Annotated in this window: 17 protein-coding genes; 3 read left to right on the top strand and 14 right to left on the bottom strand. The window is 41.2% G+C overall.

The genetic code is table 11. The annotated features are described in order from the left end of the window. Positions 1-148: 148 nt before the first annotated feature. The 6 genes from EII37_RS09285 to patA form a co-directional block, all read right to left on the bottom strand. Positions 149-583, bottom strand: a complete 435-nt coding sequence (locus tag EII37_RS09285) for a cytidine deaminase (protein WP_124788373.1) — start codon at positions 581-583, stop codon at positions 149-151. 13 nt (positions 584-596) lie between these two features. Beyond that, positions 597-2,057, bottom strand: a complete 1,461-nt coding sequence (gltX, locus tag EII37_RS09290; RefSeq protein ID WP_124788374.1) for a glutamate--tRNA ligase — start codon at positions 2,055-2,057, stop codon at positions 597-599. Between the two features lie 127 nt (positions 2,058-2,184). Further along, positions 2,185-3,534: a glucose-6-phosphate isomerase gene (locus tag EII37_RS09295; protein ID WP_124788375.1), complete on the bottom strand. Its 1,350-nt coding sequence runs from the start codon at positions 3,532-3,534 to the stop codon at positions 2,185-2,187. 168 nt (positions 3,535-3,702) lie between these two features. Next, the gene (locus EII37_RS09305; protein ID WP_033687443.1) at positions 3,703-4,392 is read right to left on the bottom strand and encodes a gamma-glutamyl-gamma-aminobutyrate hydrolase family protein; all 690 of its coding nucleotides are present in this window, start codon (positions 4,390-4,392) and stop codon (positions 3,703-3,705) included. 289 nt (positions 4,393-4,681) lie between these two features. After that, on the bottom strand, positions 4,682-6,448 hold the full coding sequence (gene patB, locus EII37_RS09310; RefSeq protein WP_124788376.1) for a multidrug efflux ABC transporter subunit PatB: 1,767 nt from the start codon (positions 6,446-6,448) through the stop codon (positions 4,682-4,684). 1 nt (position 6,449) lies between these two features. Then, positions 6,450-8,156, bottom strand: coding sequence for a multidrug efflux ABC transporter subunit PatA (gene patA, locus EII37_RS09315; protein WP_124788377.1), 1,707 nt, complete (start codon positions 8,154-8,156; stop codon positions 6,450-6,452). Positions 8,157-8,360: 204 nt separating this feature from the next. Between patA and EII37_RS09320 the strand changes: the two genes are divergently transcribed. Then, positions 8,361-9,377 carry an NAD(P)H-dependent glycerol-3-phosphate dehydrogenase gene (locus EII37_RS09320; protein ID WP_124788378.1) on the top strand — a complete coding sequence of 339 codons (1,017 nt, stop codon included), beginning with the start codon at positions 8,361-8,363 and terminating at the stop codon, positions 9,375-9,377. Positions 9,378-9,398: 21 nt separating this feature from the next. Then, the gene (galU, locus tag EII37_RS09325; protein WP_124788379.1) at positions 9,399-10,298 is read left to right on the top strand and encodes a UTP--glucose-1-phosphate uridylyltransferase GalU; all 900 of its coding nucleotides are present in this window, start codon (positions 9,399-9,401) and stop codon (positions 10,296-10,298) included. A gap of 140 nt (positions 10,299-10,438) precedes the next feature. On the opposite strand, the gene EII37_RS09330 is transcribed toward galU, so the two are convergent. From EII37_RS09330 to pbp1b, 7 genes are all read right to left on the bottom strand, one after another. Beyond that, on the bottom strand, positions 10,439-10,969 hold the full coding sequence (locus EII37_RS09330; RefSeq protein WP_042749927.1) for an ATPase AAA: 531 nt from the start codon (positions 10,967-10,969) through the stop codon (positions 10,439-10,441). Positions 10,970-11,301: 332 nt separating this feature from the next. Then, positions 11,302-11,979 (bottom strand): rhomboid family intramembrane serine protease, encoded by a 678-nt coding sequence (locus EII37_RS09335; protein WP_124788380.1) that lies wholly within the window; start codon positions 11,977-11,979, stop codon positions 11,302-11,304. Then, positions 11,963-12,502 carry a 5-formyltetrahydrofolate cyclo-ligase gene (locus tag EII37_RS09340; protein ID WP_124788381.1) on the bottom strand — a complete coding sequence of 180 codons (540 nt, stop codon included), beginning with the start codon at positions 12,500-12,502 and terminating at the stop codon, positions 11,963-11,965. The genes EII37_RS09335 and EII37_RS09340 overlap by 17 nt, the downstream gene beginning before the upstream one ends. Positions 12,503-12,513: 11 nt before the next feature. Beyond that, positions 12,514-13,644 carry an N-acetyldiaminopimelate deacetylase gene (locus tag EII37_RS09345; protein WP_124788382.1) on the bottom strand — a complete coding sequence of 377 codons (1,131 nt, stop codon included), beginning with the start codon at positions 13,642-13,644 and terminating at the stop codon, positions 12,514-12,516. Positions 13,645-13,711: 67 nt separating this feature from the next. Then, a complete protein-coding gene (dapD, locus tag EII37_RS09350) occupies positions 13,712-14,410 on the bottom strand; it encodes a 2,3,4,5-tetrahydropyridine-2,6-dicarboxylate N-acetyltransferase (RefSeq protein ID WP_124788383.1) in 699 nt (232 codons plus the stop codon). A gap of 85 nt (positions 14,411-14,495) precedes the next feature. Beyond that, positions 14,496-15,407, bottom strand: coding sequence for a DMT family transporter (locus tag EII37_RS09355; protein WP_124788384.1), 912 nt, complete (start codon positions 15,405-15,407; stop codon positions 14,496-14,498). A gap of 77 nt (positions 15,408-15,484) precedes the next feature. Next, positions 15,485-17,929, bottom strand: coding sequence for a penicillin-binding protein PBP1B (gene pbp1b / locus EII37_RS09360; protein WP_124788385.1), 2,445 nt, complete (start codon positions 17,927-17,929; stop codon positions 15,485-15,487). Positions 17,930-18,069: 140 nt separating this feature from the next. Between pbp1b and tyrS the strand changes: the two genes are divergently transcribed. After that, positions 18,070-19,326: a tyrosine--tRNA ligase gene (gene tyrS / locus EII37_RS09365; protein WP_124788386.1), complete on the top strand. Its 1,257-nt coding sequence runs from the start codon at positions 18,070-18,072 to the stop codon at positions 19,324-19,326. A 77-nt stretch (positions 19,327-19,403) separates the two neighbouring features. Here tyrS and EII37_RS09370 read toward each other — a convergent pair whose 3' ends face one another. Beyond that, positions 19,404-21,464 carry a heavy metal translocating P-type ATPase gene (locus EII37_RS09370; protein ID WP_124788387.1) on the bottom strand — a complete coding sequence of 687 codons (2,061 nt, stop codon included), beginning with the start codon at positions 21,462-21,464 and terminating at the stop codon, positions 19,404-19,406.

Genomic DNA, 21,464 nt, shown 5'->3' on the forward strand with positions numbered 1-21,464 from the left:
TGAAAAGGCGGTGTCTTAACCCCTTGACCAACGGACCAGAGTTGTTATTTTCAACTCTTACTATTATACCCACTTTTCTAACTTTGTCAACACCTTTTTTTATCTTTTTTCAAGCTAAGTAAAAAGAGCCAGAATTATACTGACTCTTCTATTGATTATTAAACTTAGAAGCACGTTCTTCTCCCCACCAATAAGGGATTAGTTCTGCGACTTTAACTGTTTTTCTTATATTATAGTCCATCATGAATTCTGCATCTTTATTTTCAGCATTAAGCTCTAAAAGGAATTCTCTACAGGCACCGCAAGGCATGGCTGAACTTCCACCATAAGGTGGTTTATCTCGAAAGGCTAATACTTTCTTAACTTTAGTTTGTCCTGAGAATTGGTACATATTGAAGAGGGCCGCCCGTTCTGCGCAGAGATGGAATACACCACAGGTTCCCTCCATACAGAAACCTGTAAATATTTGTCCATCTTCTGCTTCTACTGCGGCTACAACATGGTTGGCATAAACAAAATCAGATACTTCATGTGGATCGTATAGTTTCTGTGCTTCTTCGTACATCTTTTCCCAGATGTCCATTATTACATCCTTCTTATTTAGAGATTTCTTTTAACATATTTTCGATATGCTGAATTGATTTTTCACGACCTAACAAGAAGATCGTATCTGGTAATTCTGGTCCATGCATTTCACCTGAAACAGCAATACGAATAGGCATGAAAAGATTTTTTCCTTTAATACCTGTTTCTTTTTGGACTGCTTTAATTTGTGGGAAGATATTTTCTGTCACAAATTCATCATCTGTCATCGCCTCAAGTTTTGCTTTGAAGACTTCAAGAACTGTTGGGACTGTTTCCCCCGCCATGACTTCACGCTCTGCTTCTGTCAATTCTGGGAAATCTGAGAAGAAGAGATCTGTCAATGGGATAATCTCATCTACTGATTTCATTTGTGGTTTATAGAGTTCAACTAGTTTTTCAGCCTTGTCAGTTAAACGGTCTGCTTCCTCTAAGAATGGTTTTGCCATTTCAAAGATAGTTTCTAGGTCTGCATTCTTGATATAATCATTACTCATCCAGTCGAGTTTCTTCTGATCAAAGGCTGCTGGTGACTTGCTGAGGCGGTTTTCATCGAAAAGTTTAATGAGTTCTTCACGAGAGAAGATTTCATCTTCGCCACCTGGGTTCCAACCAAGAAGAGCAATGAAGTTAAAGACTGCTTCTGGAAGGTAACCTTTCTTTCGATAATCTTCGATAAATTGAAGTGTATTAGTATCACGTTTAGATAACTTCTTACCCGTCTCAGAGTTGATAATCAAGGTCATATGACCAAACTCTGGAGCTTCCCAACCAAGGGCTTCATAAACCATGAGCTGTTTTGGTGTATTAGCAATGTGGTCGTCTCCACGGATAACATGAGAGATTTGCATATCGTGGTCATCGATAACAACGGCAAAGTTGTATGTTGGGTAACCATCTTTCTTTTGGATAACCCAGTCACCGCCGATATTGCCACCTTCAAATTCGATATCACCTTTGACCATATCATGCCACTTGTATATACCTGACTCATTGACAGCCAAGCGAACAGTTGGGATGATCCCTGCTGCTTCACGTTCTGCGATGTAAGCTGCTTTTTCTTCTTCACTCATACCAAGGTATTCATTGATGTAGCGTGGTGTTTCGCCAGCTGCTTCTTGGCGTTCGCGTTCAGCTGCCAACTCTTCTTCTGTAACGTAAGATTTGTAGGCTTTTCCTTCAGCTAACAGTTGGTCGATATATTTTTGATACAAGTCCAAACGCTCAGACTGGCGGTAATTTTCATGTGTTTCTGGGCTTTCATCCCAATCCATACCTAACCAACGAAGGTTTTCAAGCTGTGAACGTTCACCATCCTCGACATGACGTTTACGGTCAGTATCTTCGATACGAATAATAAAAGTTCCACCATGATGACGTGCATACAAGTAGTTGAACAATGCTGTACGGGCATTCCCGATGTGTAGTAGTCCTGTTGGACTTGGTGCGTAACGTACGCGGATATCTTTTGACATAGTTTCTCCTATAAAATCTCTAGGCATCTGCCTTTTTGCTCTCTATATTATATCACAAGTCTTGGCTGAGTCCAATTTCTATGAATAAAGAGAGTAAAAAGAGTGGACAAACCACTCTTTTCTTCTATTATAGACGTGCGTTAAGTTCTTTGCTTAATTCTTCAAATCCTGGTTTCCCAAGAAGGGCAAACATGTTACGTTTGTAGGCTTCAACACCTGGTTGGTCAAATGGGTTGATGGCATTCAAGTAACCTGAAAGGGCAATTGCCAATTCGAAGAAGTAGATCGTGTAGCCTAGAGTGAAAGCATCTTGCTTTGGAAGAGTCACGTACATGTTTGGCACATCACCGTCAGTGTGGGCAAGAAGAACACCGTCAGTCGCTTTTTTGTTTACAAAGTCAACGTCTTTTCCTTGAAGGTAACCAAGTCCGTCAAGATCTTCTTCCAAGCTAGGGATAATCACGTTCTTGCGTGGTTTATCAACACGGACAACTGTTTCAAACATGATACGAGTTCCTTCTTGGATAAATTGACCAAGTGAGTGCAAGTCAGTTGAGAAGTTAGCTGAAGTTGGGTAAATACCTTTTTGGTCTTTCCCTTCTGACTCACCAGCCAATTGTTTCCACCATTCTGAGAAGTATTGAAGTGATGGCTCGTAGTTTACCAAGATTTCAGTAACGTAGCCTTTACGGTAAAGGATGTTACGAACGACTGCGTATTGGTAAGCTTCATTTTCAGCAATCTTGTCTGAAGTATAATCCTTACGAGCTACGTTGGCACCTTCCATAAGGGCTTTGATATCTGCACCTGATGCAGCGATTGGAAGCAATCCAACTGCTGTCAATACTGAGAAGCGTCCACCGATGTCATCTGGAACAACGAATGTTTCCCAACCGTTGGCATCTGCTTCAACCTTAACAGCACCTTTTTGGCGGTCAGTTGTAGCGTATATACGTTTGTTGGCTTCTTCTTGACCGTATTTCTTAACCAAGAGTTCTTTGAAGACACGGAAGGCGATAGCTGGTTCAGTTGTTGTACCTGATTTAGAAATCACGTTTACTGAGAAATCTTTGTCAGCTACGTACTCTACCAAGTCAGCAAGGTAAGTAGATGAGATTGAGTTTCCTGCGTAAAGGATTTGTGGAGCCTTGCGCTCTTCTTTTGTTTGCAAGTTTGCAAAGTGGTGGTTCAAGAAGTCGATTGCTGCTTTGGCACCAAGGTAAGATCCACCGATACCTATAACAACCAAAACATCACTATCTGACTTGATTTGCTCAGCAGCTTTCAAGATGCGGTCAAATTCTTCGCGGTCATAGTTTTCAGGAAGATCCAACCATCCTAGGAAGTCGCTACCAGCACCAGTTCCTTTACGAATCATTTCGTCAGCAGTTGTAACTTGTGCTTGCATGTATTCCACTTCATGTGGTGCAACAAATTTGTCTAAAACTTTTGAATAATCAAATTTAATATGTGACATGTTATTCCTCCAATATTTCTTCTTTTCTATCATAACGCTTGCCTTCGTTTTTTTCAAGTTTTTTTGTCGAATTTCTCCAATTTTTATCAGAATTCAAACGTTTGCGTAAAAATCCACATTCAAAAAAATTGAAAAAATAAAATAAAGAACGACCAGATACACCAGTCGTTACAGTTCATTCAATAAATACTCAAATAATTCTAAATTGCCATCTTCTTCATTAACCAGAAACTCTGGATGCCACTGCAACCCGATAATGCGGTGTTCGTCGATAGACTCAATCGCTTCGATGGTTTGGTCTCTTGGATCAATAGCAGTTACACGGAAATTAGGTGCCAAATCTTTAATGCTTTGACGATGGACTGAGTTAACCTGACTTTCTTTTCCAAACAGCTTGGCCACCACGCTTCCTTCTACTGTCTCAATAGAATGAGATGTTCCGAAAGGTAATCCTTGCCAGTGACCTTCTATTTCTTGATTGAGGGTTCCACCAAAGGCAACATTGACGAGTTGAACACCGCGACAGATTGCCATAATTGGTTTATTCTGACGAAGCGCTTCTTTCAAGAGGGCCAATTCAAATTCATCACGCACTAGATTGTAATCATCGCTCTCGATGGTCTTTTTCTCTCCATAAAACTGAGGGTGGACATTTTGTCCACCTGTCAAAATGAGTTTGTCAATCATTTCCACATAATCGCGTACAACTGACTCATCACCAACAGGAATGACTAAAGGGAGACCACCGACTTGACGAATGCTCTCTGCGAATCTACAAGATACAGATGAATGAATGTTTTTGCCCTCTGCATCTACGGGACATAGATTTGCAGCAACTCCTACAACCGTTCTAGTCATGATGTCTCTCCTTTCGAATGTTAATACTCTTCGAAAATCTCTTCAAACCACGTCAGCGTCGCCTTATCGTATATATGTTACTGACTTCGTCAGTTCTATCTACAACCTCAAAGCAGTGCTTTGAGCAACCTACGGCTAGCTTCCTAGTTTGCTCTTTGATTTTCATTGAGTATAACGATAGTCCTATCTTATCACTCAAAACGTCTTTCGTCTAATATGTTTTTTTTAAGGTCGTGATAAATATTTTTTATGGATAAGAAAAAACTGCCCGCATAGGACAACTTTTTTCTTACTCAAAGACAAATTGATTGTAATAGAGTTCTGAGTAGAATCCACCTAGTTTTAAGAGTTCATGGTGATTACCACGTTCAATGACTTCTCCATCTTTGAGGACAATAATCTGGTCTGCATTGAGGATGGTCTTCAAACGATGGGCAATGACAAAACTGGTTCTGCCTGCTACAACCGCCTCCATGGCATGCTGAATCTTGCTTTCTGTCACCGTATCTACGTTTGAAGTTGCTTCATCGAGAATGAGAACTTCTGGATCTGTCATCAGGGTTCGAGCGATAGAAATCAATTGTTTCTGCCCTGTCGAGAAGATGCTCTGGTCATCATCTATAAGAGTATCGTATTTGTTAGGTAAGCTTTCGATATAGTCGTGAATGTGGGTTGCCTTGGCTGCTACCTCAACCATTTCTTGACTAGCATCTGGTACACCGAAACGGATATTGTCTCGAATCGTTCCGCTAAATAGGACCGAATCTTGCAAAACAATTCCCACCTTGCTTCTAAGACTATCTAAATCATAGTCACGAATGTCTTTGCCGTCAAAATAAATACCACCAGCATCAACATCATAAAAGCGATTGATAAGATTCATAATAGTCGTTTTCCCTGAACCTGTCGGACCAACAACCGCGGTCATCCGGCCTTTCGGAGCGGAAATGCTGACATCTTTCAAAATAGGTTTATCAGGCAAGTATGAAAAATCAATATGACTAATTTCAACACCTTCTTGTAACTTAGTGAAGATTGGAGCCTTTTCAGGTCGGATTTCTTCCTCTGCGTCAAACATTTCCTGAATCCGTTCAGCCCCCGTAAAGGCCAACTGAAGACTTCCCCAACTAGCCGCAACTTGGATAATAGGCTGATAGTACTGCTGTGAAAATTGGGCAAACATAACAATCAGACCTAGGGCTGTACTTGTTTCAATAGACTTATCATTCAAAAGTACAGCTGAACCAGCAAAGATAACGATGGCTGTGTTGACCAGACTCATCCCATTCATGACAGGGAAAAGAATTCCTGAGAACATTCTTCCTTTAAAGGTTGCCTTGCGCACGCGCTCATTTTGTTCAAGAAATCCTGCCATCATATCCTCTTGAATTCCTTGCACAATCACGGCTTTTTGGCCTGAGATACTCTCATCCATATAGGCGTTGAGCTTCCCTACCTCTTTCTGCTGGAGGTTGGTGTATTTGCGTGCCATTTTTACGATGAAAATCAACATAAGGAAGGCCACTGGTGTGCTGGCAATGGTGATGAGGGCCAGCGTCACATTTCTCGAAAACATGACAAGAATCAGACCAATGTATAAAACAATATTGCTCATGACCTGAACCAGACTTTCATTAAAGGCTTGGAGGATATTATCCAAATCACTGGTAAAACGAGACAGGATATCGCCATCTTGTCGACGGTCAAAAAAAGAAACCGTCAATCGGGCAAGCTTCCCAAAGAGGCCTTTTCGCATTTCGTTGGTCGACTCTGCAATCACGCGCGTCATGAGACACATGTATATCACACTGGAGATAAACAGAACCAAAACTAGCAGACCAAGATTGACCATGATTCCTGATAGACTTTGCCAGACAAGTTCTGGATTGCCATCTTGATAAGCTTGAACTAAATTAGCTAACTGCGTCACCGCTTGTCCAGAAAAGACCGGAAAGAGGGCTTGGGCAAGAGTTGATAGAACCAGCATCAAGATAACAACCACAAATGAGAACTTGTAGACCTTAAAATAATTCCAAAAAAATTGAACTGTCTTCATTTTACTCCTCCTTTCCCTTCTGTGTTTCGTAGATTTCACGGTAAACGGCATTGTTGGCAACTAAGTCTGCATGCGTGCCTTGACCAATCAATCGGCCTTGATCTAGAACCAAGATTTTATCCGCGTGAACAACCGAGCTAATCTTTTGCGCGATGATAATGGTTGTTATTCCCTTCAAGTCCTTATTCAAGGCTTCTTGAACCAGGCGCTCTGACTTAGCATCCAAGGCTGAGGTCGAATCGTCAAAAATCAGAATACGTGGATTGCCGACAATTCCACGCGCAATCGACATCCTTTGCTTTTGCCCACCAGAGAAATTGGTCCCTCGTTCCTCAACTGAACTTTCAAAGGTTTTTTCCATACGATGAATAAATTCGCTAGCCTGAGCAATATTGGCTGCACGCTCCATTTCAAATAGAGTGGCATCTCCTTTGCCCTGTCTCAAGTTATCTGCAATCGTTCCACTAAAGAGAATGGCACGTTGGAGAACGATAGAGACAGCTTTACGCAGGGTCCCTTCACTCAATTCTCGAATATCCTTGCCTCCGATTTTGATAGCCCCTTCCTGCGGGTCAAAGAGACGTGGAATCAATTGAGCCAAGGTTGATTTTCCTGCACCAGTGGCTCCAACTACACCAACCATCTGACCAGGTTCAATAGTAAAGCTCACATCTTTCAGAATTGGTTCCTTGTCCATTGGATAGGTAAAGGTCACATTTTCAAAGCTAAGACTTCCAACCAACTCTTCATCTGGGACATCCTTGAAGGTCATGGCTGGCTCTGCATCAAGAATTTCTCTAATACGACGCAGAGAAATCATGGCACGACTGACAGAATTTCCCAAAAATCCAACCATAACAATGGTAAAGATAATCTGGCTCAGGTAATTGACAAAGGAAGCAATGGAGCCAACAACTGACGGTTCCGACTGAACCATCCCTGCAACTAGCCAAATAGAGAGGAATACCGCCCCATAACCGACCAACATCATGAAAGGTTCCACTACTGAAAAGGCATAACCGATGTAAAGATTTTGACCGAGAAGCTCGTCTGAAACCTCCGTAAACTTAGCAAACTGCTCTTTTTCTTGGACAAAAGACTTGACCACGCGAACGCCACGCAGATTTTCCTTGGCAATGGCATTGATGCGCTCAAGAAGGGTTTGAAACTTGGCAAAACGAGGCCCCATCATTCCCATCATGACAGCAGTCAAACCAAAAATCAAGATCACCATGAGAACAATCACCCACCACAGAGACGGTAAAGTTTGAACCGCAAGGATAAACGAACCGATGAACAAGAGTGGAAGTCTAAAAAGAATTTGGAAGGTCATCATGACGACGTTCTGAATCTGGTTGATGTCGTTTGTCATACGAACGACTAGATTTCCCGCATTAAACTGTTCAATATTGGCATAAGAAAAGGTTTGTATTTTACGGAAGGCATCCTCCCGAAGGTCAGATGAAACCCCTTGGGCAATATAGGCTGCGAGGACAACATTGAGCCCGCCAGCAACCAGACCGACCAAGGCCACACCAATCAACCAAGCCCCGATACTATAAATGGCTTCATATTTCCCAGCAAGGAGGGCGTCTAACACTTCCTGCAGATAACGCGGTTGCAGAAGTGAACTAGCAACCATCAAGCCTGTCATCAGAAGCGAAGCTAAGGCCTGCCACTTGTAGGTTTTGATTTTCTGAATCAGCATACTTTCTCCTTAAAAAATAGACAAAAGGGAGCGACAATACGTCAGCTCCTTCTCATTCTGTTTGTGTGATGTTATTCTAGCAAAAAAGTGGGAACTTGTCAAAGAAGTCTCCTTGATACAAATTAGTGCGCTTTCATCTACAGTAATGCATGATAAAGGTTTTTATGGTAAAATAGTAAAAAGAAGGTTATAAAGGAGGGGAATATGGAAAAACAAACCATCGCCGTCTTGGGGCCTGGTTCTTGGGGAACTGCCCTTTCACAAGTCTTAAATGACAATGGACACGAGGTACGTATTTGGGGAAATCTTCCCGAACAAATCAATGAAATTAATACCAATCATACTAACAAACACTACTTTAAAGATGTCGTTCTAGATGAAAATATCATTGCCTACACCGACTTATCAGAGGCACTGAAAGATGTAGATGCGATTTTGTTTGTTGTCCCAACAAAAGTGACACGACTTGTTGCCCAACAAGTTGCAAAAACCTTAGACCATAAGGCTATCATCATGCACGCATCAAAGGGATTAGAACCTGATAGCCATAAACGATTATCAACCATTCTTGAAGAAGAAATTCCTGAACATCTCCGCAGTGATATTGTCGTTGTTTCAGGCCCTAGTCATGCAGAAGAAACCATTGTGCGTGACCTAACTTTAATCACTGCTGCTTCTAAAGATTTACAAACAGCTCAATACGTTCAAAAACTCTTTAGCAATCACTACTTCCGACTTTATACCAATACGGATGTTATTGGAGTCGAAACTGCCGGTGCTCTTAAAAATATTATCGCTGTCGGTGCTGGAGCTTTACATGGTTTGGGATTTGGTGACAATGCTAAGGCAGCCATCATCGCTCGAGGCTTGGCAGAAATTACCCGCTTAGGAGTAGCACTCGGTGCCAGTCCATTGACCTATAGTGGCTTGTCTGGTGTAGGAGACTTGATCGTAACGGGAACCTCCATCCACTCTCGTAACTGGAGAGCCGGAGATGCTCTTGGTCGGGGAGAATCCCTAGCTGATATCGAGGCCAATATGGGCATGGTGATTGAAGGAATCTCAACAACTAGAGCAGCCTATGAACTAGCGCAAGAACTTGGAGTCTATATGCCCATTACACAGGCCATTTACCAAGTTATCTACCACGGAACCAATATCAAAGATGCCATTTATGACATCATGAACAATGAATTTAAAGCAGAAAATGAGTGGTCTTAACCCTCTAAAGAAAGGATTCTTATGACATCAAAAGTTAGAAAGGCAGTCATCCCTGCCGCTGGACTCGGGACTCGATTTTTACCAGCAACCAAAGCACTTGCTAAAGAAATGTTGCCAATTGTAGACAAACCAACTATCCAATTTATCGTAGAAGAAGCTCTTAAATCAGGTATTGAAGATATTCTGGTTGTTACTGGTAAATCAAAACGTTCTATTGAAGACCACTTTGACTCAAACTTTGAGCTTGAGTACAACCTCAAAGAAAAATGCAAACATGACTTGCTAAAATTGGTAGACGAAACAACTGGCATTCGCCTTCACTTTATCCGTCAAAGCCATCCTCGTGGTCTTGGAGATGCTGTCTTACAAGCCAAAGCTTTTGTAGGGAATGAGCCCTTTGTTGTCATGCTGGGTGACGACCTAATGGATATCACAGATGACAACGCTGTACCTTTGACAAAACAATTGATGAATGATTACGAGTTGACTCACGCATCAACAATTGCTGTTATGCCTGTCCCTCATGAAGAAGTTTCAGCATATGGAGTTATAGCTCCTCAGGGTGAAGGGATTAATGGTCTCTACAGTGTCGAAACTTTCGTTGAAAAACCAGCTCCAGAAGATGCTCCAAGTGATTTGGCAATCATCGGACGCTATCTGCTCACACCAGAAATTTTTGAAATCCTCGAAAATCAAGCTCCCGGTGCTGGAAATGAGATCCAGCTTACCGACGCTATTGATACGCTTAATAAAACACAACGTGTTTTCGCCCGCGAATTTACAGGAGCTCGTTACGACGTTGGCGATAAGTTTGGCTTTATGAAAACATCTATTGACTATGCCCTCAAGCACCCACAAGTCAAAGATGACTTGAAAGATTACCTCATCCAACTGGGAAAAGAATTGGCTGAGGGGGAATAGAATTAGTTTCCAGTTAATAAATTAAGTCTCCAGAGTCAACTTGCTGGAGACTTAATTATTTTACAAATTTACATACAATTTAAAGATTTATGAGATATGTCTCTAAATCTACCAACTCAACTTCGGTCCTTAATGATGGATTACAGATTTTCAATCAAAAATCGATTTGAAGTTTTAATGATATTTGCTATTTTGGGGACGTCTAAATCATCTGTATACAGAAAATGTTTTTCCTTCTCCTTATTTTTAGCTAGAAACTCACTTCTTGCTTGTATTGATAAGTTGCCCACTCTTTCAATTTCTTTTCGAGAATCATCCCTATCTTTCAAGGTTTTTTCTTCGGCCATTAAGACACAATATTTTAGACCAATTTGTTTTTCTTTTAAGAAAGATGCAATTTTCTTCAGTTGGTATTCAAAAATGACATACTCTATTACGACAGAGATGCCTCGAGTTATAAAATTATTGGTCAAGCTGATGATATTGTCCCAAAACAAATCCATGTAATAGCCCTCATCTTCCCAGGGAGCCACTATACCACCTTTAATCATTAAGTAAATCAAATCCCCCTCTATAACTGCACTTTTATCAAAAGAATAAGCTAACTCTTTACTAACAGTACTTTTCCCAACGCCTGGGGGGCCTGAAATAATGTAAACACAATTTTCCAACTTTATACCTCTTTTATTCTAATAATTCTTCAATCAATTTCTAATATTATAACATTTTCTATTTTTAAAATATATAATAAGACTGATACAACACTATATTCTAGAAACTTACGATACAAAAGAAATAAAAAAGCACACCATTCTCAATTTTCTGCAAAAAAACTTATTTACAAATGACTTCTTCGCGATAGAATGGGCGCTCACTTTCTCAAATCATCTACATACAAAGCCTTATTTTAACTTGCTGTGTTGTTTCGAATGGTTCCAAGTCACATTAAAAGCTACTCATTTTTTAAGTAGCTTTTTTCTTATTCAAGTTTACATATTAGTCGTCACAGCCCCATTCCCTTGTAGAAAAGCAAAACTGCGAGTCCTACGAACAACACTACCCCTCCTAACCTCTGGCTGGTACTATACATCCGTCTTTCACCTCGAACTGGAAAGATAACTGCTAGAAATGCTCCGCCGGCTGCACCACCGATATGTCCTGCTAGGCTAATTCCTGGAATCAGAACACTTCCAATAATGTTAACCACAAAAAGTGTCAGATAGGATTGCCCCAACTGCTGGATATAAGGATTACGCGTAGCATAGCGAAGAACAATAATCGCAGCAAATAGTCCATAGAGAGAAGTAGAAGCTCCTGCTGCTAAGGATTTTGGACTAAATACAAAAACGAAGAGATTGCCCATCATTCCTGATAAGAGATAGAGAAAGAAAAACTTCTTGGATCCGAAAATTCCCTCTACCTGCCTACCAAGATAATAGAGCGAAAGCATATTGACAATGAAATGTTCCCACCCAATATGAACAAAAATGGCAGAGAAGAGACGCCAAACCTGCTCAGGAAAGAGGCGAATAGCTGGCCCATACATGGCTCCAAATCGAAATAATGTATCTGCCCTGTCAAAGTTTCTGCCTGCAGTGATCAACATTAGTAAAAATACCAAGGCCGTCACAAAAAGAAAGAAACTCGTCACAGGATAACGTCTATCAAAGATTTCCTTCATCAATTAATACCTCCTGAACAGGAATATCATGGTTTTCAGGGATAAAGTCCTGAATTTGACAAGGATATATCGTACTCAAAGTATGACCAGAAAAATGTTCCAGATAGCGGTCATAATAGCCTCCACCGTATCCTATCCGATATCCTTTCGTCGTAAAAGCCAGACCAGGAACATGAATCAAATCAATCTGAGAGGCATCCACCACTTCCAAATTTCCCTGTGGCTCCAGTAATCCAAAAGAAGTTTTTACCAACTGTTGCGAATCATAGACCACAAAGTCCATGCGCCCCTTGGGATAAGTTTTGGGTATCAAAACCTTCTTGCCGTCCTTCAGCGCCTGCTCAATCAGTTCCTGTGTTTGAAATTCATGAGGAAAAGAGAGATAGGTTGCGATGACCTTGGCTTCTTGGTAAAAGGGGTGTTGTAACAATCGCTCGGTTAAAGATTGGTCTATAGCCTGTTTTTGCTCTTGAGATATAGCCTTCATTTCTTGCAAGACTTGCTTGCGTAATTCTGCTTTCATAGACAATTCCTCTACTCTGCTGCCTTCTTTTTCAGGAAACTAGAAACCGCATCCACCCCAATGGCTAAGGCTTCTTCCTTGGGATTCATCTGAGGGTGATGAAGGGCGTAGGGACTATCAATACCTAACCAGAACATAACGCCATCAACTTTTGAAAGGAGATAACCAAAGTCCTCACCTGTCATAGCAGGTTCGATATCAATCAACTCAATTCCATCTTTTTCTTCAAAGAAATCCATCAGTTCACGCGCCAAGGCTGGATGGTTCTCAACAGGCAAGTAACCCCCTTGTTTGAGTTCCACTTCGACTTCCATACCAAAGGCAGCTGCAACGCCTTCTGCAACTGTTTTGACCCTCTTTTGCACCAAGAGACTCATATCCTGAGTCAAGGCCCGAATAGTTCCATGCAAAAAGACTGTGTCTGAGATAACATTGTTGGTTGTTCCAGCTTGGAAAACTCCAAAGGTCACCACTGCACCCTCAATTGGGTTAACATTGCGACTGACTACTGACTGCACCTGGGTCACAAAGTAACTAGCAGCTACCAAGGCATCATTAGCTTCATGTGGAAAGGCTGCGTGTCCTCCTTTGCCTTTGAAACGAATCTTCACCTCGCAAGTCCCTGCAAAGAGTGTATGAGTATTGGTCGCAATCTGACCAACCTTCAAATCTGGCCGAACATGAAGTCCATAAAACTGGTCTGGCAACCAGTCTCCAAAAGCGCCATCCTCATACATGAGCATGCCACCAGCTTCATTTTCTTCAGCAGGTTGAAACAGAAAGAGCAGATTGTTCTTTGGTTGCTCCTCAAGGGCTCGCTCAAGACAGCCCAAAGCAATAGTCATGTGGAAATCATGTCCACAAGCATGCATGCGACCTTGGTGTTGGGAAGAAAAAGGTAGTCCTGTTTGTTCGACGATAGGCAGACCATCAATATCTGTTCGCCAACCAATGGTCCGCTCTGGCTGACTTCCCTGCAAATAGACCAAAATACCTGTCCGCCAAGTTCGAACTTGGGCAAAATCCTTGCCCGCAGTCAATTTCTCAATCACATCCAGCAAATATGCCTGAGTTTTGAATTCCTCCAAGCCAATCTCTGGAATCTGGTGCAAATCTCGTCTAGTCTGAATCAAATCTAACATCTATCTATCCTCCGATATAGCAGAAAGAGGCTGGAAGAAGGGTTCCGCCTCTTGATTACTTTTACAATTATAAGGTACGAAGCGCATCCTCTAGCGCTGTTTTTTGTTGGGTTTGGGCATCAATCTCTTTGATAATGCGAGCTGGAACACCTGCTACTACTACGTTTTCTGGGACATCTTGGGTAACAATGGCTCCTGCTGCAACAACTGAACCACTACCGATTTGGACTCCTTCGATAACCACTGCATTGGCACCGATGAGAACATTGTCTCCAACACGGACTGGTTCTGCGCTAGCTGGCTCAATCACACCTGCCAAAACCGCACCTGCACCAACGTGACTGTTTTTCCCAACGATGGCACGGCCACCAAGGATAGCACCCATATCAATCATGGTTCCTGCACCAATTTCAGCACCGATATTGATAACAGCCCCCATCATGATAACAGCATTGGCACCAATTTCAACCTGGTCACGGATAATAGCACCTGGCTCGATACGAGCGTTGATAGCACGTTTATCTAGCAAAGGAACTGCAGAATTACGAGCATCTTGCTCAACAACATAGTCTTGATTTTCTACCAAGCCATCGAGAAGCGGAGCCACATCTTCCCAGTCTCCAAATAGGACATTCCCTAGTTTAACAACAGAGCTTGGTACAGCAGTTGCGAGTTGTCCCTCAAAGGTTACTTTAACACTGGTTTTCTTTTCAGCATTGGCGATAAATTGGATAATTTCTTGTGCGTTCATTTTTGTAGCAGTCATAGGCGCCTCCTAGTTCATTTTAATGATACCTATTCTACCAAAAAAGGCCTCAAATTTGAAGCCTCAACTATTAAAATAACCCTCTTTAATTTCTCCCCTTAGCTTCTTCTACAGACAAGAAAATCATAGGAACAATAATCAACACCATAGACAAAGCTAGAAATCCATCCATAACTAGACCAAGAAAGAGAACGCTCAGTAAAGCTGAAGAAAGTGGCTCACTAGCACTCACCACTGATACAACCAAAGGAGATACAAGGGATACCGCCTTCATCGAAATAAAGAAAGCAAATGCAGTCCCGAATACAGCTATCGTTAAACAAATCAACACACTCACAATATCTAACTGAAAAGTAATACGATAGACTGGATGGAGTAGGTTACTAAATAATCCCGCTATAATCATCCCCCAACCAACTGTCGGTATAAAGCCATATCGCTTGGCAAAAGGCTGTGGCAAGATAACATTAAACATGACTCCAACTGCACTGAGCAAGCCAGTTATCAAAGCCAAGGGAGTCATAGACAGCTGCGATAAATCTCCTCTAGTAGCCATTAAAAACACACCCAGCATGGCAATCAAAACATATAGGATAGCACTAAGAGACGCCTTCTTTTTGTAAACCATTCGATTGTAAAATAGGATAAAAACTGGACTGATAAATTGTAAAATAGTCGCAGTTGTCGCATTTGAGTACTCAACGCATAGATAAAAGAAAAACTGCACAGAAAAAATCCCCAAAATAGCATAAGCTAAAAAGGGTAGATAATTTTTCTTATCTCGCCAAATATCGACTAACTTCCTACGTAACTGAAAGGCTGATAGGATCAAAACAAGACTTCCGGCTACCAGTAAACGCATAGAAGTAATCCAGCCCGAAGATACTTTATAATGAGTAAAGAAATACTCTCCTAAAATCCCGCAAATCCCCCAGATTAAACCTGATAATAGTGAATAGATTGTCCCCTTAACAATCTTTTTCTGATATTGATTCATATATTTATTTTAACATGAAAATGAAAAAGAAAAAAGTAGCAAGGATAGAACATTTTTATCCTTGCTACTACTCTATATTATCGATTAGACCTAGAAGTTCCTGTTGATGATCTTGTTCCAGAGTTATTATTTACATTTGGTAATGTCAAACTAGGGAGATTTCCTAGAATACTCTTCCAAGCATTCTGATAGTCTGCATCGCTACCCCCAATCGCAAATCTGTAAGTAGTGACTGGTGCTCCTTCTTTTGTAGCCCAGTAACTTGTTACTGTAGACCCTGAAATATCAACTTCCTTTCCATTGATTGAGACCTTGCCCGGCTTTTGCCCTGTTGATTTTAGCACCTGTGATTTTGTGACACTAGAATCAAGATTAAAGCGCTCATTTCCCCAAATACCTGGTTCAGCTTGTTGAATAGCATTAACCAAATGAGCCATATAATTCGCATTTCGGTAGTGACCTGCACCTTTAGCAAGTGGTCGATTATCATCATGACCTAACCAACCTCCTAAAGTCAATCTAGGTGTCGAAAGCATGAGCCACATGTTCTCGTCTTCATTCGTTGTACCCGTTTTTCCAATCCAATCTGCACTTGCTAGACTAGGATTAATAGACGATAAGTCTGACTGGAAACTAGAAGTAATACGAGATGAAATGACATCACGGAGTAAACTCTGCATAATAGTCGCTGTTGCCTTAGAATAAACCTGAACAGGTTGAGATTTATATTCATAAACCACTCGGCCATCAGGAGACTCTATCTTAGCAATCATGTGTTTCTGTTGATAAACACCATTGTTAGCTATGGTCTGATAACCGTTGGTGTGCTGGGCAACTGTGACCTCAATTCCTCCACCCATAGGTAAACTTTCAATACCATATTCTGGAATTTCATAACCCATTTTTTCCATGTAACCTTTCACATCAACACCCTTCTCTCGAAGCGTGCGGTAGGTCCAATAGGCCGGTATATTCCATGAATAATTAAGAGCTTCTCCAAGAGTCATCATAGCCGTACCAGGGCTATTGACATACATAATCGGATTCCCGTTAGAGAAATTTGTCGGATAGTTCGACAAGATGCTTGCACTCCCCATAAGTCCCTGATCAATAGCGATACCATAGGCCAAGAGAGGTTTGGTTGTGGAAGCAGGGGATCGTTTGGTATCGATGGCGTGATTATTCTGATTTTCTTGATAATTTCGACCACCGACAAACCCAAGGATAGCCCCTGTTTTGTTATCCATCAAAACATTCCCCACTTCAGGCTGTCCTGTCGAGTCATCCACTAGTCGGCCATAACTAGCAACAGCATTCTGCATAGCTGTGTGGATATTTTTATTGATAGTTGTAGTAACTTTATACCCACCATTTTCAATTTCTTTAGTTGCTAAATCACGATAAGCTTTCTGAATAGATTCATTTTTCAATTCTTGACTAGAAACATTATCTTGCTGAATCAAATAGTCATACATCCTATCTACAGCTTCGGCTAGAGTCGCAAAGTAAAGATACCCGCGAGAAGCAGTACTCACACTACCCGATGGTAGGAAATCTTTTTTAAAATCATAATCCTTATACTGTTGGTAATCTTCCTGGCTTAATGCACCTGTGCGATACATATTGTACAGCACGTCCTTAGCGCGCTTGATTCCCAAAGCCATATCCTCATCACTCTTCATACTGCCGTCAGATTCATAAGGAGAATAACTAATAGGACTCTGGGGCAAACCTGCGATAAACGCAGCTTGTGGTACGCTCAATTTACTTGCTTCTACACCGAAAATTCCTTCTGCTGCTTGCTGAGCACCTGCAATGTTTTGCCCTTTATTATTTCTACCAAAAGGAGCGATATTGAGATAGGCTGTTAGAATCTCATCTTTCCCCATCACTCTTTCTAAAGCAAGTGCATCGACAATCTCTGTTGCCTTACGAGCCAATGTCGGAGCGTCTCCAACAACCTGCTGTTTGATGACCTGCTGCGTTAAGGTCGAACCTCCACTGGACGACCCCAGACCAACAAATGTTCCCAGAGTCGCACGAATAACAGCCTTAGGTACAACTCCATGGTGTTCGTTAAAATGTTCATCCTCTGTCGCAATGATAGCCCTCTTCAAGTTATCAGAGATAGCATCTGAGCCGACAGAAGTACGTAGCAAATCCCCCTCAATCGAAGCGATTGTACTACCGTCAGAATAAGTGATTTCTGATATGGAAGCAATATTCTTAACTTGCTTCAACAACTCCTCTGCTTGAGGGACCTTAGCCTTGTCAAACAAAGCAACTCCATAACCAATAGCTAGACCAGCACCAAAAAGCCCACCGATAAAGCCTAGGATAAAAAGAGTATTAAAGGTCACTTTAATACCTCTCAAAATTTTCGCAAAAATAGATCCGACTCCAATCGGCTGATTTACTGAACTAGACTTTTTATGTTTCTTACCCTCTTGTTTTTTCCTCAGGGCACCTTGTTGAAAAATGTTCAACATTTTTGTTTTTAATTCACTGATTCTTTCTTTCATGAATATCCTCGCTCTTTCTATTATACCATAAAAGGTAAACTTTCAATAAAATAGCCACTTTCTTCCCTATTCTACTAGGCTATTGCCCAAGTTTGTGATACAATAGGTAGAAACAATATTTTATAAAGGAGAAAAGACACATGCACATTTTTGATGAGCTAAAAGAGCGTGGTTTGATTTTTCAAACGACTGATGAAGAAGCTTTGCGTAAAGCCCTAGAAGAAGGTCAAGTTTCTTATTATACTGGCTACGATCCAACTGCTGACAGCCTTCACCTAGGCCACCTTGTCGCAATCTTAACAAGTCGTCGCTTGCAACTAGCAGGTCACAAACCTTATGCGCTCGTTGGCGGTGCTACAGGTCTCATCGGAGATCCGTCCTTCAAAGATGCTGAACGTAGTCTCCAAACAAAAGACACAGTAGATGGCTGGGTCAAGTCTATCCAAGGACAACTTTCTCGTTTTCTTGACTTTGAAAATGGTGAAAACAAGGCTGTCATGGTCAACAACTACGACTGGTTTGGCAGCATCAGCTTCATTGATTTCCTCCGTGATATCGGAAAATACTTTACTGTCAACTACATGATGAGTAAGGAGTCTGTGAAAAAACGGATCGAAACAGGAATTTCTTACACTGAGTTTGCTTACCAAATCATGCAAGGGTACGATTTCTTCGTCCTTAACCAAGAACACAACGTAACGCTACAAATCGGTGGTTCTGACCAATGGGGAAATATGACAGCTGGTACTGAATTGCTTCGTCGTAAGGCTGACAAGACTGGCCACGTTATCACTGTTCCACTGATCACAGATGCAACTGGTAAGAAATTTGGTAAATCAGAAGGAAATGCAGTCTGGCTTAATTCTGAAAAGACTTCTCCATACGAAATGTACCAATTCTGGATGAACGTTATGGATGCTGACGCTGTTCGCTTCTTGAAAATCTTTACTTTCTTGTCACTTGATGAGATTGAAGACATCCATAAACAATTTGAAGCGGCTCCACACGAACGATTGGCACAAAAAGTTTTGGCTCGTGAAGTCGTTACACTTGTTCATGGCGAAGAAGCCTACAAAGAAGCCCTCAACATCACTGAGCAACTCTTTGCAGGAAACATCAAAAACCTTTCTGTTAAAGAACTCAAACAAGGACTTCGGGGTGTACCAAACTACCAAGTTCAAGCAGATGAAAACCACAACATCGTGGAACTGCTCGTCTCATCTGGTGTAGTAAACTCAAAACGCCAAGCCCGTGAAGATGTTCAAAACGGAGCTATCTACGTCAACGGCGACCGCATCCAAGACCTTGACTATGTCTTGAGTGACGCAGATAAGTTAGAAAACGAACTGACTGTTATCCGTCGTGGAAAGAAAAAATACTTTGTATTGACTTACTAAACTGTTCAACATTTACCTATAAAAAAAGGAGTTAACCTCGAGAAAGGTAACTCCTTTTTGCTGTTAATAGTCCCCACCTATCCCTTAATAGACAGGCTACGCAGTACAATACGTAAGGTTGTTAGATTATGTAAGATAGAGAGATTTGAAGGACTGAGCCAATTAAACAAGCCAAAGCCAATCAAACTACTATTTACGACAACGGTATCTTGAATATTCTTCTTGATGAGTGTTTGCAAAGATAATGATAGCGAATCCAACTCTTGGAAGAAATCCAAACGATTATCTAACAATAAGATATCGCTCATCTGCTTAGAAATATCTGCACTCTCATTCATCACCACACCGATATCTGATAGGGTTAGAGCAGCTGAGTCATTCAACCCATCCCCAACCATCAAAATAGTGTGACCTGCTTTCTGCAGTTCCTCTACTAACTCAAATTTCCCATCAGGTTTCAAGTCTGTATAGACCTGATCAAAGGGCAAATCTTTGACTAATTCCTCTGTTCTAACCAAGGTGTCCCCTGTTGCCAGAATCAATTTTTTCCCTTGTGCCTTAAGTTTCTCCAAGGCTGCCTTAGCTTCTTTTCTCAAAGGAGTATGGATGCAGAACATTCCAATTAATTCATTCTGGTAGGCTAAGAATAAGAGATTGTAGTGACTCTTGTACTCTTCAATTAAAGCATTTTGCTCGGAACTGATATGAATTTGCTCATCCTGCATCAAGACATAATTTCCAATAAGAACTGGTTGCCCATCTATATGAGATTTGATCCCCTTGCTTGCGATATATTGGAGCTTCCCATGCATTTCCTCATGTTCAATTCCCTCTATCTCAGCTTGCTTGACGATGGCATTAGCAATAGGATGATAAATGTGTTCCTCAAGACAGGCACTGATTCTGAGAATATCTTCCTCACTATAGTCCCCAAAAGGTAACACCTTTTCAACTATCGGATAGCTAGTTGTGATTGTTCCCGTCTTATCAAACAAGAAAGTATCAACTTCCAGATATTTCTCCAGAACATCTCCATCCTTAATCACCATTTCACGGTTCAACCCCTCCTTGATAGCTGCCAAATAAGCTACAGGAGTAGAGATTTTCAAAGCGCAGGAGAAATCGACTAATAGGAAAGAAATAGCCTTAGAAAAAGAACCTGTCAATAGGTAAGTTAGCCCAGCCCCCAAGAAATTATATTTAACGACCTTATCCGCCATCTTGATGAAATAGCGTTGTTTCGTTCTCTTGTTTTCTTCAGATTTCTTCATCAACTCAATCAGTTGTAAAATCCGGCTGTTCATCTGATTATCGGTTACACGAATGCGTAACTCTCCAGTTTCTAATACTGTATTTGCACAAACCAAATCAGACTCTCTTTTTTCAACTGGAAAACTCTCTCCAGTCAAGGAACTTTCGTTGACCATACCTAAACCTGAAACTACTTGTCCATCAAACAGAATTTCATTTCCTTGAGATAGGACCAAGACATCTCCTATTTGAACATCGGAACTCTTGATACTAACAACCGTATCCCCCTGTACTAGAAATACATCGCTCTCTTTTGCAAGAAGGCTTTGTTCTAAATCTGTTGCCGTTTTTTTCAAGGACCACTGATCTAAATGATTCCCCAAATCAAGCATAAACATGATATTGCTAGCCGTCTTGGATTGGTTCATAAATAAGGACAATAAAATCGCCGAACAGTCCAAGACCTCCATCGTTAGTTCCTTACGCGCTAGTGTTTGATAGGCTTCTCTAATATAACCCAAAGCCTGATAACAAGTCCATATATAACGAATAGGATACGGCACAAAACTACGAAAAAGTATACGCTTAATCGCTGCACCTGAAACAATAGAATAAGCACTCTCTTCTCTACGAATGGGAAGAGTCATCAACTCAGAAACTTTCCCTTTATCAATTCTTTTTAAAAAGGCTTCTGCATTATCTAATACAGAAAAGCCTTCTTTTATGCGTAGAGTAAAGTGCTGTTGATCCATGTAAAACTGGATAGACTCAATCCCCTTTTCATCTCTCGCCAAGGAACGAAGATAGTCTTGAATATCCAAGGTGAGTGAAAAAGAAGATGATAGTCGGATATGTTGGTATCCTCTATGTAGCACTTTAAAAGACAT

Source organism: Streptococcus sp. OH4692_COT-348, assembly GCF_003859975.1.
In the GTDB taxonomy this organism is placed as follows: Bacteria; Bacillota; Bacilli; order Lactobacillales; family Streptococcaceae; genus Streptococcus.